General features: G+C 29.6%; 17 protein-coding genes. 10 read left to right on the top strand and 7 right to left on the bottom strand.

Going from position 1 to position 16,598, the window contains the following annotated elements:
* Nucleotides 1-6: 6 nt before the first annotated feature.
* The 3 genes from ACO6OL_RS05140 (at nt 7) to ACO6OL_RS05130 (ending at nt 1,949) form a co-directional block, all read left to right on the top strand.
* Nucleotides 7-876 (top strand): glutathione S-transferase C-terminal domain-containing protein, encoded by an 870-nt coding sequence (locus ACO6OL_RS05140; RefSeq protein WP_485502358.1) that lies wholly within the window; start codon nt 7-9, stop codon nt 874-876.
* A 5-nt stretch (nt 877-881) separates the two neighbouring features.
* Nucleotides 882-1,532, top strand: coding sequence for an MmcQ/YjbR family DNA-binding protein (locus ACO6OL_RS05135; protein ID WP_485502357.1), 651 nt, complete (start codon nt 882-884; stop codon nt 1,530-1,532).
* 264 nt (nt 1,533-1,796) lie between these two features.
* Nucleotides 1,797-1,949, top strand: coding sequence for a hypothetical protein (locus ACO6OL_RS05130; RefSeq protein WP_485502356.1), 153 nt, complete (start codon nt 1,797-1,799; stop codon nt 1,947-1,949).
* On the opposite strand, the gene ACO6OL_RS05125 is transcribed toward ACO6OL_RS05130, so the two are convergent.
* From ACO6OL_RS05125 to ACO6OL_RS05105, 5 genes are all read right to left on the bottom strand, one after another.
* Entirely contained in the window at nt 1,946-2,545 is a 600-nt protein-coding gene (locus ACO6OL_RS05125) for a response regulator (protein WP_485502355.1), read from the bottom strand. The genes ACO6OL_RS05130 and ACO6OL_RS05125 overlap by 4 nt on opposite strands.
* A gap of 15 nt (nt 2,546-2,560) precedes the next feature.
* Nucleotides 2,561-3,649: a sensor histidine kinase gene (locus ACO6OL_RS05120; RefSeq protein ID WP_485502354.1), complete on the bottom strand. Its 1,089-nt coding sequence runs from the start codon at nt 3,647-3,649 to the stop codon at nt 2,561-2,563.
* A gap of 73 nt (nt 3,650-3,722) precedes the next feature.
* Nucleotides 3,723-4,463 carry an ABC transporter permease gene (locus ACO6OL_RS05115; RefSeq protein WP_485502353.1) on the bottom strand — a complete coding sequence of 247 codons (741 nt, stop codon included), beginning with the start codon at nt 4,461-4,463 and terminating at the stop codon, nt 3,723-3,725.
* Complete coding sequence (locus ACO6OL_RS05110; RefSeq protein ID WP_485502352.1) at nt 4,463-5,362, bottom strand: ABC transporter ATP-binding protein; 900 nt, start codon at nt 5,360-5,362, stop codon at nt 4,463-4,465. Before ACO6OL_RS05110 ends, ACO6OL_RS05115 begins: the two co-directional genes overlap by 1 nt.
* Nucleotides 5,363-5,662: 300 nt before the next feature.
* On the bottom strand, nt 5,663-6,262 hold the full coding sequence (locus ACO6OL_RS05105; protein ID WP_485502351.1) for an NAD-dependent epimerase/dehydratase family protein: 600 nt from the start codon (nt 6,260-6,262) through the stop codon (nt 5,663-5,665).
* Between the two features lie 126 nt (nt 6,263-6,388).
* Here ACO6OL_RS05105 and ACO6OL_RS05100 point away from each other — a divergent pair, with 126 nt between their 5' ends.
* The 4 genes from ACO6OL_RS05100 (at nt 6,389) to pflA (ending at nt 11,284) form a co-directional block, all read left to right on the top strand.
* On the top strand, nt 6,389-7,243 hold the full coding sequence (locus ACO6OL_RS05100) for a patatin-like phospholipase family protein (RefSeq protein WP_485502350.1): 855 nt from the start codon (nt 6,389-6,391) through the stop codon (nt 7,241-7,243).
* A gap of 1 nt (nt 7,244) precedes the next feature.
* The gene (gene msrB, locus ACO6OL_RS05095; protein ID WP_485502349.1) at nt 7,245-7,715 is read left to right on the top strand and encodes a peptide-methionine (R)-S-oxide reductase MsrB; all 471 of its coding nucleotides are present in this window, start codon (nt 7,245-7,247) and stop codon (nt 7,713-7,715) included.
* Between the two features lie 411 nt (nt 7,716-8,126).
* A complete protein-coding gene (gene pflB / locus ACO6OL_RS05090; protein WP_485502348.1) occupies nt 8,127-10,367 on the top strand; it encodes a formate C-acetyltransferase in 2,241 nt (746 codons plus the stop codon).
* 119 nt (nt 10,368-10,486) lie between these two features.
* Nucleotides 10,487-11,284, top strand: a complete 798-nt coding sequence (pflA, locus tag ACO6OL_RS05085) for a pyruvate formate-lyase-activating protein (RefSeq protein ID WP_485502347.1) — start codon at nt 10,487-10,489, stop codon at nt 11,282-11,284.
* Between the two features lie 142 nt (nt 11,285-11,426).
* Here pflA and ACO6OL_RS05080 read toward each other — a convergent pair whose 3' ends face one another.
* Together ACO6OL_RS05080 and cls are read right to left on the bottom strand one after the other, a co-directional pair.
* Complete coding sequence (locus tag ACO6OL_RS05080) at nt 11,427-12,365, bottom strand: foldase protein PrsA (protein ID WP_485502346.1); 939 nt, start codon at nt 12,363-12,365, stop codon at nt 11,427-11,429.
* 62 nt (nt 12,366-12,427) lie between these two features.
* Nucleotides 12,428-13,945 (bottom strand): cardiolipin synthase, encoded by a 1,518-nt coding sequence (gene cls / locus ACO6OL_RS05075; protein ID WP_485502345.1) that lies wholly within the window; start codon nt 13,943-13,945, stop codon nt 12,428-12,430.
* A gap of 343 nt (nt 13,946-14,288) precedes the next feature.
* Here cls and ACO6OL_RS05070 point away from each other — a divergent pair, with 343 nt between their 5' ends.
* The 3 genes from ACO6OL_RS05070 (at nt 14,289) to ACO6OL_RS05060 (ending at nt 16,472) form a co-directional block, all read left to right on the top strand.
* Nucleotides 14,289-14,444, top strand: coding sequence for an SE1561 family protein (locus ACO6OL_RS05070; RefSeq protein ID WP_314086359.1), 156 nt, complete (start codon nt 14,289-14,291; stop codon nt 14,442-14,444).
* A 71-nt stretch (nt 14,445-14,515) separates the two neighbouring features.
* Nucleotides 14,516-15,871, top strand: a complete 1,356-nt coding sequence (rlmD, locus tag ACO6OL_RS05065) for a 23S rRNA (uracil(1939)-C(5))-methyltransferase RlmD (RefSeq protein ID WP_485502344.1) — start codon at nt 14,516-14,518, stop codon at nt 15,869-15,871.
* Between the two features lie 16 nt (nt 15,872-15,887).
* Nucleotides 15,888-16,472: a uracil-DNA glycosylase family protein gene (locus tag ACO6OL_RS05060; RefSeq protein ID WP_485502343.1), complete on the top strand. Its 585-nt coding sequence runs from the start codon at nt 15,888-15,890 to the stop codon at nt 16,470-16,472.
* The last annotated feature ends 126 nt before the right edge of the window (nt 16,473-16,598 follow it).

Genomic DNA, 16,598 nt, shown 5'->3' with positions numbered 1-16,598 from the left:
AATCACATGAAAAAATTTTTTAGTAAACCATTTGGAACAGAGGAACAACCTATAGAGGAAGGAAGATATAGACTATTTTGGACTGCGGTCTGTCCGTATGCACATAGAGCGGTTATAGCAAGAGAGATACTAGGGTTAGAGGATGCAATTAGTTTAGGAACATTGGATTATCGTCGTGGAGAAGAAGGATGGCAATTTAGCTTAGATAAAGATGGACTTGATCCAGTTTTAAAACAATCAAAAATTAAAGATGTGTACTTAAATAGTGATTCAGATTATGAAGGACCATATTCAGTACCGGTGCTTGTTGATGTAACTACAGGAAAAGTAGTTAGAAAAGAATCTGCTGAGTTACTTCATGAATTTGCGACAGTATTTAGTAAACTACATAAGAAAGACGGAATAGATTTATATCCTGAACATCTTGCGGGGCAAATCGATGAGTGGAATGAAAAATTAGCTGTAGCTTTAAATGATGGTGTATATGGAATGGGATTTGCTGAAAGTCAAGAAAAATATGATGAGGCATTCAAAAGATTCTTTGATATGATGGATGTAGTAGAGAATCGTTTATCAAATCAAAGATACTTCCATGGTAATACAATAACAGAAACAGATATTCGTTTCTATACTACTATGATTCGCTTTGATGTCGTTTATTATGGATTATATTCTGCGAATAAAAAGAGAATTGAGGAATATTCTAATATTTTCAACTACTTAAAAGACTTATATCAAACTCCAGGATTCGGATCTACAACAGATTTTGAAGCAATAAAGGTCGGGTATTACGTATCAGCAGGTAAAACTATTGTACCAAAAGGACCAGAAGTAGATAAGTGGAATCAAAGTCACGATAGAGCTAGATTCGAATAATAATTATGAAGATTATAGATGTAGAAAAATATAACTTTTCTAAGGAACAACTAAACGAGTTTGGATTTAAGGAAGAAGCGGAAAAATTAATATATCGAGAAGAAATTTTAGATAGTAGCTTCTTAATAGAAATCGTATTTGTAGATAGTCAACTTTTTATAGAAGTTTATGATATAGAATTTGATGAGATTTATTCGTTGTTTAGTGTAGATAGTGCTATAGGTGAAACGGTACAAAATATCAGAGAACATGTAGAGAAACTACTAAGTTTAATCTTAGGGTTAGCTGATGAATCAGGAAAAATAAGTTTAGAAATCATCGACTATTGTAATAAGAAATACGGTGAAAATCATGTTAATCCTTTTAAAAAACATTCGGATATATTGGCATTTGTAAATGAAAAGAATAAATGGTATGCCTTGTTTCTGGATGTAGACTATAGCAAATTGAATAAAAATACCGATATTACAACTAAAGTGAAAATTTTAAATGTAAAATATCCAACGGACAAAATTTTAGAAATTATTGATAATAAAAATATTTTCCCAGCATATCATATGAATAAAAAGCATTGGATTAGTATAGTGTTAGATAAAAATATCAAATTGGAGACAATAAAAGAATTAATCGACATTAGCTATTCTTTGGTTAAATAAAATAACAGGAACAACTAAAAATCAACTTGTAAAAATTATGATTTAGTTGTTCCTGTTTTTATTTATTATATGCAATTATCAAGAATATTATTTGGAAAATGATAGAAATAATTAAAACAAATCCTAAAATAAACCCTAATGCGCCAGTGATGATATACAATATAATATTTATAATTATTAAATAATTTTTCGTGAATTCTTTAAACATAATCATTAGATTGAAAATAGTAGCTATTACATACATAAAGTAGTGGGGAATAAGAATTGCTAGTAGAAATTCTTATTCCAGCCCCGGCGCTAGGTGAAGATGAGTCTAATGAACTTATAATACTATATGAAAAGTATGAAATACTTAAGATTATATATATAATCGACGAAAGTAACGATAATTTTATAGCGAGTTTTCTTGTTATCTAAAGCCATCCTTCCTCAGTAGATTTTTTTACAGCTTCTGTTCTGTTTTTACAGTTTAATTTTGTAAGGATATTGGAAATATAATTTCTAACAGTTCCTTCGGATAAAAACAGCTCATTAGCAATCTCTTTGTTTGGTAATCCTTCTTTAATTTTTAAAAGAATAATTTTTTCTTGATTTGTTAATGGATTGTGACTATTGAAGATATTTTCCATTAGTTCAGGTGAGTATTCTTTGTTACCTGCTAAGACGTTGTTAATTGTTTTCATAAGTTCATCTATTGAGCGATCTTTTAGTACATAGGCATCTACGTTATTTTTTATGGCGCGTTCAAAATATCCCATACGTTTAAAAGTTGTCACAATAACAACTTTACAATGTATATTATTACTACGAATGTATTCTAGTACGTCTAGTCCTGTTGCTTCAGGCATTTCTACATCAAGTATAGCTACATCTATATCATTACTAGAAATTAAATTTATTGCTTCTTTTCCATCTTTAGCTTGAAGTACACTCTCAACACTATCTTCCATTGATAATAATGTTGACATTGCATCTCGTAACATACTTTGATCTTCAGCGATAAGTAATTTCATATTGTCCTCCTGTTGTTATTTATTGATTGTTACTTTGATAGTTGTGGGAGATTTTTTTGATATTATATTTATTACTCCATTAACTAGTTTAATTCTTTCTCTTATAGATGAAAGTTCCGTTCCGTTAATATTTTCAAAGCCATTACCATTATCAGAGATAATAACAGTGTAGTTGTTACTAGATTCATTTATTTCAATATTGCATTTATTAGCATTACTATGTTTAATGACATTATTCGTTAATTCTTTTAGTACCATTGTAATAGTCCATTCAACAAGCTGAGATGGTAGCGTAGTTATATTATTCTCGATACCTAATGAAATATCAGCCATTGTCATTATATCTGAAATAACTTTTAATTCTTCATTAATACTTCTATATTTAAGCTTATTAATTATAGATCGTGTTTCTGTCATTGAAGCACTACTAATTTCACTGATTTCTTTAAGTTCTTTTTTTGCAGCTTCAATATTGTTTTTTTCTAGATATTTTTCAGCTAATTCTGCTTTTAATTTCAGCATTACAAAAGTATGACCAATACTATCATGTAAATCACGTCCGATTCTATTTCTTTCATTTTCAGCAAGAAGCAGATTAATATGTTCATTGTGTTTTAAACGCTCATTTTTTAGTTTATTTCTTTCATAGCCATATTTTTGGGTAAAATAAGTTATGATACATATGAAAGAAAAAATAAATAGGATTATTCTATCTGCAATATTCATTTTGGGATTAGCAATCATATATAATGTTAGGGCATTTATTGTTATGAAAAAACTAATTGTTCTGTATGTAAAATACTTATCATGAAAATGCCAAACAAGTAGATTACTTAAATAAAAACTAAATAGAATGTTCGTTGGATATAAAACAATGGTCATGTAACTGATATAAGCAATTAAATAAAACCATTCTATAAAAACAAGAACTCTATTTTTTGTATATAACATTCCTATATATGAAGTGATGGCGAGAATAGTTAAGGGTAATGTATATTTTGGATAACTTCCACTAATAACATATACAAGTGGGAATATAAAAAATACCAAAGATAGATAAAACCCATAATTTCCCTTTAATAAATTTAGTAATTTTTTATACATTTTAGCCTCCTTATTCTTTAATGATACCATAATAATATAAGAGTGTGAATAATTTATCCGCACTCTTATGTTATTATTTTGATTCTCTTTTGTTTTTTATTACCAATGTAGCAATTATACATACAACTGAATATGCTAGAAGTATAGCCAAAGCTTTATAAGAGAAAATATCTTCTTTAATATATTTATTAACGAAATCCAATAGATAGTAGGTTGGTGTCAGTTTAGATATATTTTGTAACCATTCTGGGAAAAGATAAACAGGCCACCAAAGTCCACCTAACATAGCAAGTCCTAGGTATAATATATTGGCAAGAAGCGATAATTTTTCTTCTGATTTAATAAGACTTAGTAGTAATCCCATACCTAAAAATGTAATACTTCCAATAAGCATTAGAACAGCTGACATAATCCATTCGCGAGCTGTCATATTAACGTCTCTAAAGATATGACCAACAGCGAACACAACAACTATTGATATAATAAATGTAATTATTAGACGAATAAAACGAGCAAGGTAATATTCAGATATTATTACTGGAGAATTATTTAATATGTGTAGATAGTTATTTTTCTCATCTTCTTTTATAGAAATAGGAAGAGAAAAAAGGGCGAAACTTATACTACTAAATGCGGTCATAGAGATAAGCATATCTTTTACTACACGTACCTTTGTTTCGGGATCATCGAATTGCTGCATTCCAGAAAATAGTATAAAGAAGATAACTGGAAAACCTAATCCCATAATAAAATTAGTTAAGTTTCTTTTTATGAATATAAATTCTATGTTTAATAAGTTGGCAAGATTTTTCATTATTTCTCTCCTCCGTTATCTTTAGTTGTTACAAAAATACTATCTAATAAAGTTCTATTTTGAATTTCAATTTCTTTAAACGTGCAACCAGCTTGATGTAATATATTCCATATTTCATCTGGTTTTTTTGTTAAGAAATTAATATTATCTGTTTTTATTTCTAAATTATTTATAATATCACTATCTTTCAATAAATCTAGATATTTTATAGGTAGTGTGAAGTATTTTTCAATTTCTTCAGCACGCATAGCATGTGGAGTAGTATCACGAACTAGTTTTCCTTTATTTAGAACTAAGATTCTATCTGCAGTATGTTCTACTTCTTCAATGTAGTGTGATGAATAAATAATAGTTAAACCTTTATTTTTTAAGTTATTCACAATTTCCCAAAATCTGATACGTGTTGATGTATCCATTCCAGCTGTTGGTTCATCTAAGAAAATTAATTTTGGTCGTCCTATTAATGTAATAATAAAAGATAATAATCTTTTTTGACCACCTGATAATTTAGAAGCAAAATTATCTTTTTGAGAATCATCAAATCGTAGCAGTGCATCGATTTCTTCATTTGTTAAGGGATTCTTATATAATTTCTGTATAAAATCTAGTAGTTCTTTTACTTTTAGTTTTTCAGGAACGACATTTTCCTGAGGAAGTATGTTAAGAAATTCTTTTAGTTTTTGGTTGCCTGGATTTAGAGAATTAATTTTTATTGAACCTGAGTTGATAAATTTATTTCCTAATAGACAGTTCATTAGAGTAGTCTTACCAGCTCCATTTGGTCCGATTAAAGCAATACATTCACCAGAATTCACTTCAAAAGAAATATCATTTAAGATGTTTTTCCCTTTAATTGTTTTTGTTATATTTTTTACTTTTATAATATTATTTAATGACATTTAGATCACCTCTTCTTTGATAATTAAATTATATCAAAGTAGGAGAGTGTCTTTTAGTAGGTAATGTCATAAAGTAATATGACAAATGTCATAAAAAATAGACTTAAGGGGCTGATCCAAAAGTCCTAAATTTTAACAAAGTGTATATGAAAACTCATAGACGCAGTGGTTTATTGATATCTAAATACGTTTTATAAAAGCTTTTTAGATATCTAATAAACTTTGCGAGGGTGACTCGACAAAATCGATTTCTTCGAAATCACGATTTTTGAGTCACTCCCTTTAAGTCGGAGTATATAGTTATTTCATATCTTTTATGTCGATAATAGTTGAATTAGTATTGTCAAGAATAGCTTTAACTACTGACTTAGCTACTTTTTCAACTGGAAGAGGATAAACATTTTTAAAAAATGTTATACCAAATTTTGAAAAGAATTTAATCGGCAATATATTGAAATAAGAGGAAAGTCTGTCTTTACCATACATAAGACCTGGGCGTACTACTAGATAATCTAGTTTTGAATCTTTTACTAATATTTCTCCGGCCACCTTACTTTCTAAATAACGTCTGAAGCCACCGTTTGCAGAAAAGTAGACGAGTTTATTGATATTGTGTTTTTGACATAATTTAATTGTCTGTGCTGCACTTTCTGTGTTTAGCTTTGAATATAGATTTTTATTTTTAATTGTTCCGATTAAATGAATGGTAATATCGTAGCTTTCTTTAATCATTATATTGTCAAGATTAAAAATATCTCCTTGTATCCACGTTGCATCATCTTTAGAAATTGAGTGATTTTGAGTTCTAGATAAGTAGCTAACATCTACTTTGTATTTCTTAAATTCTTTAATTAATGCCTGCCCTACAAAGCCATTGCCACCGATTAGTAGTATGTTCATATGTACCTCGAATTAAATTATTTTTCTCATTTTAAATAGTAACATAACTTAGTACCCGAGTAAATTTATTTAAACTAATTAATAAAAGATGATATAATAGTATCAATTTAAAAGGAGTGTGATTGAATGAAAGTAGGTTTAGTATTAGAAGGTGGAGCAATGAGAGGACTATTTACAGCTGGTGTCCTTGACGTGTTCTTGGAAAATAATATAGAGGTTACAGATATCGTAGGGGTTTCGGCAGGAACACTATTTGGAGTGAATTATGTTTCTAAGCAACCTAAAAGAGCACTTCGTTACAATGTTAATTATATAAATGATAAGAGATATATGAGTTTAAAAAGTTGGATAAAAACTGGAAACTTGATTAATAAGGATTTTACATATTATAGACTTCCTTTCCAACTAGATGTCTTTGACAATAAAACATTTAAAGAATCTAAGACTAGTTTTTATGCGACAGTAACTAATATTGAAAATGGAGAAGCGGAGTTTATAAAAATCCATGATCCATATCTGCAAATGGAGACTTTAAGAGCAACTTCTGCATTACCATTTATTTCAGAAATAATAGAAGTAGATGGTAAAAAGTATCTTGATGGAGGAATAGCAAACAGTATACCGATAGACTTTTTTGAAAAACAAAATTACGATAAAATAATTGTTATACTAACAAGACCTATCACATATAGAAAGAAGAGATCAACAAGTATACAATTTAAAATGTTTTATAAAAAATATCCTCATCTAGTTGAGAAGTTAGAAAATAGATATAAAGATTACAATGAAACAGTAGAGAAAATACTTGAGTTAGAAAAACAAGGGAAAGTATTTGTCATAAGACCTAGTGAAGATATTACAGTTAAGAGACTTGAGAAAGATATTGAAAAACTAAACCACGTGTATAATTTAGGGGTAAAAGACGGAAAACATATTATAGAAAATTTAAAAGAATATATTAGTTATAAAGGAGAGAAATAAAATGAGTGAAGAAATTAAAATTAATCCAGAGGAATTTGAAAGAAAATCAAAAGATGAATTAAAAAAAGAATTATCTGATTTAGAATATGCAGTTACTATGGAAAGTGCAACTGAGAGTCCATATACTGGACAATATTGGGATAGTTTTGAAGAAGGAATATATGTAGATATAACAACAGGTGAGCCACTATTTTCTTCGAAAGATAAGTTTAAATCTAGTTGTGGATGGCCTAGTTTTTCTAAACCAATAGAAAAAGAGGTAACTAAGTATTATAAAGATAATTCTCATTATGTTGAGCGTATAGAAGTAAGGAGTAGAGTTGGTGATGCACACTTAGGGCATGTTTTCCCTGATGGTCCTACTGAGTTGGGTGGACTTAGATATTGTATTAATAGTGCGTCAATAAAATTTATTAAGAAAGAAGATTTAGAAAAAGAGGGATATGCAGACTTGTTAAGTATATTCAAATAGTATTTTTTAAAAAGGTAATTGATAGAAGATATCGATTACCTTTTTTTTATCGTAAAATAATACTATATTTTGATATATTCATAATGATAACAGATACATATTTTTTACTCAGTTAAATAACAGTTATATAATGGATAATAAATATTCTTAAAATAGAACTTCTTAAAATATCACGTTTTCATAACTATTGCTGTAAATTTTTCATTTTAAATATTTAAGTTTTCATGAAAAATTAAAATAAATTATCAAAAATGAAAACTACTGTACTATTACTGTTGTTCACAAAATATACACAAATCAAGTGTAAAAATTATTGTTTTAATTATGAGTTCTTTGTAAACTATGAGTGTAACAAATAATTAATAAATTTATATAACATATAAAATAAAAAATTAAGGAGTGACTTATAATATGACAACAGTTGCAGAAAAAAAAGCATTCGTTGGTGGTAAATGGCAAACAGAAGTGGATTTAGTAGATTTCATTAAATCTAACTACACAGAGTATAGAGGAGATTCTTCTTTCCTAGCTGGGCCAACAGAAGCTACTACAAAATTAGTAGAAAAATTCAATGATTTAATGCGTCAAGAACGTTTAGCTGGTGGAACATTAGACATGGATACTAGTATTCCTTCAACTATTCTTTCACATGGACCAGGATACATCGAAAAAGATTTAGAACAAATTGTTGGATTACAAACAGAAAAACCACTTAAACGTGCTTTAATGACTTTCGGTGGTATTAACATGGCTGTTAACAGCTGTAAAGCATATGGTTATGAAGTAGATGAAGAAGTTATTAAAATCTTCACTGACTACCGTAAAACTCACAACCAAGGTGTATTCGATGCTTATACTCCAGAAATGCGTTTAGTAAGAAAATCTGGTGTTATTACAGGACTTCCAGATGCATACGGACGTGGGCGTATCATTGGTGACTACCGTCGTGTGGCATTATACGGGGTAGATCAACTTATCGCTTGGAAAAAAGATGATTTAGCTAAAATCGGTGCTGATGGTGTTATGACTGAACACGTTATCCGTGACCGTGAAGAAGTTAACGAGCAAATTCGTGCTTTAGGTGAATTAAAAGAAATGGCTAAAATCTACGGATTTGATATTTCTGAACCAGCTACAAATGCTAAAGAAGCTGTTCAATGGCTATACTTCGGATACTTAGCAGCTATCAAACAACAAAATGGTGCTGCGATGTCTATCGGTAACATTGCTACTTTCTTAGATATTTATATTGAAAGAGATTTACAAGATGGAACAATTAATGAGTCTCAAGCTCAAGAATTAATTGACCACTTAGTATTAAAATTACGTTGCGTTAAATTCGCTCGTACTCCAGACTACAACCAATTATTCTCAGGAGACCCAATCTGGGCTACATTAATCGTTGGGGAAATGTTAGATGCTGAAAGATCATTAGTAACTAAAACAGACTTCCGTTTCATCCACACATTAGATAACATGGGTAACTCTCCAGAGCCAAACTTAACTATCCTTTGGTCAACTAAATTACCTACAGGATTTAAAGAGTACTGTTCTGAATCTTCAATCAACCACAGTGCTATTCAATATGAAAGTGATGAATTACTTGCAGACTTCTTAGGAACTTGTGATAAATCTATCGCATGTTGTGTAAGTGGTATGACTACTGGTAAAGATATGCAATTCTTCGGAGCTCGTGCTAACTTAGCTAAAGCATTACTATACACAATCAATGGTGGACGTGATGAAAAATTAGGTATCCAAGTTGGACCTGAAACTGAACCTCTACGTGGTGTATTAAACTACGATGAAGTTTGGGCTAAATTTGATGTATTTATGGAATGGTTATGTAAACTGTACATCAATACATTAAACGTAATCCACTATATGCATGATAAATACTCTTACGAAAGCTTAGAAATGGCATTACACGACACTAAAGTTAGAAGATTCATGGCAACAGGTATCGCTGGATTCTCAGTAGCAGTAGACAGTTTATCAGCTATTAAATATGCTAAAGTTACTCCAATCGAAGATGAAACTGGATTAGCAGTTGATTACAAAGTTGAAGGTGAATTCCCAACATTTGGTAACAACGACGATCGCGCTGATGAAATAGCTGTTGAATTACTTAAAGTATTCATGAACAAACTTAAAAAACACCCAACTTACCGTGCAGATGAAACTACAACTTCTATCTTAACTATTACTTCAAACGTAGTATACGGTAAGAAAACTGGTAACACTCCAGATGGACGTCGTGCAGGAGAACCATTCTCTCCAGGTGCGAACCCAATGAACGGACGTGACCAAAGCGGAGCTCTAGCTTGCTTAAGCTCTGTTGCTAAATTACCATATGAATACAGCCGTGATGGAATCAGTTTAACTGCTGCATTCACACCAAGCTCATTAGGTAAAACTAAACAAGATCAAATTAAAAACTTAACAGCAATGATGGACGGATACTTCAAAAAAGGTGGTTACCACTTAAATACTAACGTATTTAATAAAGAAACATTACTTAAAGTTATTGAATCTCCAGAAGATTATCCAAACTTCACAATTCGTGTATCAGGATACGCTGTACGTCTAATCAGTTTAACTCCAGAACAACAACGTGACGTATTAAGTCGTACAATGCACCAATTCATGTAATTAAGTAAATAATTAATAGAAGGTGGAGGCGAAAGGCCTCCACTTTTTAGATTAAAATAATTATATTTTCAGAATACGATATAAAAAAACTATAGAATGGCAAAAGGAGGAAATTGCATATGAAAATGGAAAAAGTAGAAGGAATAGCTATAGAAGAGAAAAAAGAATTGACAGCTAATGTACATTCAGTTGAATCATTTGGTAATGTCGATGGACCAGGGATTAGATATGTGGTATTCTTTCAAGGTTGCATGCTAAGATGTAAATATTGCCATAATCCAGATACATGGAAAATGCATAATCCGGATGCTAAAGTTATGACAGTAGATCAATTAACGAAAGAAATAGTGAAATATCGTGATTTCTTTGAGGCTAGTGATGGTGGAGGAGTTACAGTAAGTGGAGGAGAATCGCTTCTACAAATTGATTTCATCTTGGAGCTTTTTAGAAAACTAAAGGAATTAGGAATCAATACTTGCGTTGATACTTGTGGAGGTTTTTATGTAAATGCTCCAAGTATGAATGAAAAAGTTTTAGAATTAATTTCATTAACAGATCTATTCTTAGTGGATATTAAACATATTGATGATGAACATCATATGCGTTTGACAAAACGAACTAATAAAAATATTATTCAATTTACTAATTTCCTAAGTGAACATGGGGCGAAAATGTGGATAAGACACGTGCTTGTTCCAAAATGGACAGATGATGATTATTATTTACAAAAACTTCGTGAATATATAGATACTTTAAATGGTGTAGAACGTGTAGAAGTATTACCATATCATGATATGGCAAAATTCAAGTATAAAGAATTAGGAATTGATTATGAATTAAATGATATTAATCCACCTACAAAAGACAGAATAAAAAATGCTATCGATATCTTAGGTGCAAGAGATGATATAAGTTAAATAAATTAAAATGAGTAATTTAAAGTCATATTATTTAGAAATGACTTTTGAATTACTCATTGTTTTTATAAAAAAGACGGGGATGACCAAAAAGTCCTAAACTTAAAAATTTGAGTCACTCCCATCTTTATATTAAATATTATTATTGGGCAGCAGCTGTACCTTCTAGCATAGATTTAATATATGCTTCAACATCACTGTTGCTTGATTTTACATTGTACTCTTCAAATAATTTTTTAAGAGCTTTACTTACGATTGTACTATCTTTCTTAACTGCTTCTTCAGCAGCTTTTTCAGCTAATGCTGGTTTTAATTCATCGAATGATGAATCTTTTTCATCTAATACTTTGATGATGTGGTATCCAAATGAAGTTTTTACAACGTCAGATGTTTTATCTTTGCTTAATGCATAAGCTGCATCTTTAAATTCTTTAACGAATGAGTTGTCCTCTTTAGAAGACCAACCTAAATCTCCACCATTTGATGCATTTGCTGTATCATTTGAGTTTTCTTTAGCTAGAGTTGCGAAATCTCCACCGTCTTTAAGTTTTTTAAGAACGTCCTCTGCTTTTTTCTTAGCATCTTCATCACTTAATCCATTAGGATTTGATTCACTTTTAACACTTACAAGAATGTGTGCTAGGTGATATTGGTGTTTGTTTTTTTCATAGCTTTCTTTAAGTTTATCGTCGTTTGTTCCAGCGTAATCATTAATTAATAATGTTTGCGCAGCTTTAACTTTTAATCCATCTTTATATTTATCAAGAGTAAATCCTTGTTGTTTTAAAAGTTGTTCGAATTTATCTTTACCACCGTATTGTTCTTGAGCTTTTTGAAGTTGCTCATCGATTGATTTTTGATCAATTTTATTTTTATATTTATCTAAAAGTACTTTTTGGATCATCATACTTGTAGCTGTTTTAGAAAGTTGGCTAGCTCCAATGCTTTCTACGATATCTTTTTCTGTAACGTCTCCTGCTTTACTAGAGATATATTTAGTCCCTCCAGCAGAGCATCCTGCTAATCCTATAACAGAGATACTAAGTGCTATAGGTAAAATAGCTTTTTTAAACTTTTTCATTAAATTTTGTCCTCCTATGTGTACATATGTATTAATATATCATATTTTTTAATATAAAACAACTAAAGAATCGGTGATATCAATCTTGCGAACGCTTCTTTGATTTTTATAAGTAAACTTCTCTTTTGATATTTAGAAAAAGAAACTAGGGTAGATTTTTCAATATCTTTTAGGAAAATATCTCTGAATTCTTTTGTAGTTTTGTTATCATACATAAATGCGTTTAGCTCGAAGTTTAGTTTGAAACTTCTGTAATCAAAGTTAGCGCTACCTAAACTTGAAACTTCATCGTCTATAATAATCATCTTAGTATGAATAAACCCATTTTCGTAGATATATGTTTGTGCCCCTAATTCTGCAAGCTCACCAATAAATGAGTATGTAGCCCAATACACGAATATATGATCTGGTTTGTTAGGTACCATAATTCTCACATCAATTCCAGATAATATTGCCATTTTTAATGCATCCATAACACTTTCATCGGGGATGAAGTAGGGTGATTGAATGTATATATATTTCTTAGCCCTAGATATCATGTATAAATAGCTATATTTTATTTTTTGAAGTTTATTATCTGGTCCACTTGAAACTAGTTGAATCGGTAAGTAATTATTAACTGGTGTAGAAACATGTTCTGAGGTTAGTTTTAGTTGTTCTGTTTTTTTAGTTGTTTGAGAATTCCAATCATCTATGAAACGATATTCTAAAGCACCTACTGCTTCACCTTCAATGCGGAGGTGAGTATCACGCCAATATCCGAATTTTTTATCTAATCCTAAGTATTCGTCTCCAACATTAAAGCCACCTGTATACCCGATATTACCGTCTATAATAACAATTTTTCTATGGTTTCTATAGTTCATACGAAAGTTAATAAGTGGCAATTTTGATTTGAAGAATTTTTTTATTTTAGCATTGTTTTTTGTGAGTTGTCTCAAAGAAGAAATACTTAATTTTCTTGATCCAATATCATCGTAAAGAATGTATACATCAACACCTTCCAGAAGTTTTTGTTCAAGAAGGCAGAAGAGTTGTTTTCCGATACCATCTTTTTTTAATATATAATATTGGATATGAATGTAGCTCTTAGCGTTTTTTATATCTTCAAATAGTAATCTAAATTTTTCTTTTCCATCTATAATAATTTGAATTTTATTGTTTTTGGATAAAAATGATTTATCAGTTTCAAAATTTAGTTCTATTAGATTTTTGTGCTTATGAATCACTTGTTCATTTATTGTAATTTCATAAGGCACAGTTCTCTTTAATAAGTTTTGTTGATATCTAATTTTTTCATCGTCTGAAAAAGGAAATATTTTTTCTCTATATATTGGTCTTCCGAATATTAAATATAGAATAAATCCTAGATATGGTATTAAAAATAACACCAAAATCCATGCCCAAGATGATGTAGTAGTTTGATACTCTAAAAAGACGATTGAAAATGCCAATAAAGTATTAATTACTAAAAATATTGTCAAAACTATATCAAAATTTATATCATTAAAAATAGAAGTTATATAGTAAAAAATACTAGAAATATTAATATTTAATAATTGTAAATTTATATAATTCATAATATATCACTCCTAACTTAATAGTACCTTAAAATACCTGAAATGTCTATTAATAATATTTACATAAACAATATGTTCTTTTAACAGATAATAATTTATTTGACACTAAAATGAAAAAAATAGAGTAATTTTGAATAAATAATAATTGAGAGGTAAATCTCTAAAGTAAGTTCCAAGTAATAAAATAATTTTTTCAAAGTAAATTCTAGTAAGAAGTCAAAGTGGAAGTTACTTTGAAAAAAAGGAAAATATCAACAAAAATATTTTATTTATTTTAGTGTTATGAGTTGAATTTTTATAAATTTATATTATAATGGAATAGAGAACAAAAAAGGAGAATGTTATGCCTAATAATATTTTAGAAGAGTTAAAAATGAAATTTGAAGATTTTGCAAGCGAGTTAGAAAATATTGAACCTGAAAAAGTTGATTTAACTCAAATTGATAGATTAATTGCATTAGTAGAAGAATTAGATAACGAAATTAAAACTATAAAATAATAGTAGAATTGGATAAGCTGAAGTGGGAGTGTTTTGCTTTTACTCAGCTTATCTTCATGAATGAGGATACGATGAAAAATAAAAACGGAAAAAGATTAAACGTCTTACTTACAATAAAAAAAATTGGTATTAATGGTGAGGGTATAGGATATTATAAAAAGAAAATTACTTTTGTAAAAGGTGCTTTACCTGATGAGGTTATTGTTTGTGAAATAGTTGAGGAGACACCAAAATACATTATTGGTAAACTTGTTAAAGTAAAAGAACCAAGCCCGCATAGAGTAGAAATTAAACACGAATATGCAGAAAGTGGAGCATATGGTTTAGCTCATGTTAGTTATGAAAAACAATTAGAATATAAACGTACAATTTTATTAGATGCATTTGATAAGTATTATAGACTACCAAAACCCGATAAATTAGTACTAAAAACATTAGCTAGTCCTGTAACAGAAGGGTATCGTAATAAAAACCAATTTCCACTAGCTGTTAGAAATGGACGAGTTATTGCAGGGTTATATAAAGAAGGTTCTAACGATTTAGTAGAAATTAATGAAGATTTAGCATTACATGAAAATGGTAATAAAATAACAAACTTAGCTAAGAAGTTACTAGGAAAATATAAAGTAGAGATTTCTACAAATAAAAAGAATTACGGTGTGAAATATATTGCGACAAGAACTTCATTCTATAATGGAGATGTTCAAGTAACATTCGTAGCAAATACTGATAAGATTAAAAACATGGATAAAGTCGTTAATGAACTTAAACGTGAAAGAATCGTTAAAAGTATAATACTAAATATTACTAATGACAAAGATCACCTGGTAATGGGAACAGAAAGTATTACATTATATGGTTCAGACTATATTGTTGAAAAAATAGGTGATATTAAATATGAACTTTCAGCTAAATCATTCTTCCAATTAAATCCGCCAGCAACTAAAAAACTTTATGATAAAGTAGTAGAATTCGCCGCACTAAAAGAAACAGATGTTGTATTAGATGCGTTTTGTGGAGTTGGAACAATTGGGCAATATGTTAGCCGTAATTGTAAAGAAGTATATGGTGTTGATATTATTCCAGCTGCGATAGAAGATGCTAATGACAATGTTAAATTAAACAACTTAACAAACTGTACTTATGTAGCAGGAGATGCTAATAAAATAGTTCCACGTTGGAAGAAAAAAGGAATCAACTTTGATGTTGCAATAGTAGATCCGCCGCGTGTAGGTCTTGGACCATTAGCTAAAAACTTATTGGCAGTTGAAGCTAAGAAAATTGTCTATGTGAGCTGTAATCCATCTACATTAGCACGTGACTTAAAAGTGTTAACAAGAAAATATAAAATTAGACGTATTCAACCAGTAGACATGTTCCCAGGAACAGCAGCTGTTGAAGCGGTAGTTGAATTGATTAGAAAATAAATTTTAGAGGAAAAATATGGATAGTTTTGAACAATTGAAACAAGAAATAATGGCAGATAGTGATAATAAAAAATACACGGATGTAGGAATTGAACCGTTATTTTCTACGCCAAGTACAGCTAGAATATTAATCGTAGGTCAAGCTCCTGGTATTAAAGCTCAAGAGAGTAAGATTTTCTTCAATGATAAAAGTGGGATTAAACTTCGCGAGTGGATGGGAATAGATGATGAAATATTTTATAAATCTGGTTTAATAGGTGTAGTTCCAATGGATTTCTATTATCCAGGTAAGGGTAAGAGTGGAGATTTACCACCTCGAAAAAACTTTGCCCAAAAATGGCATTCAAAAGTTTTAGAACTTATGCCTAATCTCGAACTTATTATTCTTGTGGGAAAATATGCGCAAGATTATTATTTGGGAAATGATAAAAAACAGAATCTAACAGAAACTGTATATAATTATAAACAGTACTTGCCACGTTATTTCCCAATTGTTCATCCTTCACCATTGAATTTTCGTTGGCACAACAAAAATCCATGGTTTATTGAAGAAGTAGTGCCAGAACTGCAAAAAAGGGTGAAGGAAATATTACAGAAATAAATTATTAAAAAATAAAGGCTGAGGTAACTCGAAGATTTTTGGTTCTTTGTCAAATTCGGTTGATTTAGAAAATAAGAAGTAGTCTTTAATAATTTTATTAGTTCTACCTTGAAGTATATTTTGTAT

It is taken from the genome of Gemella sp. (assembly GCF_057272915.1).
This window is presented reverse-complemented; position numbering and strand designations above follow the sequence as displayed.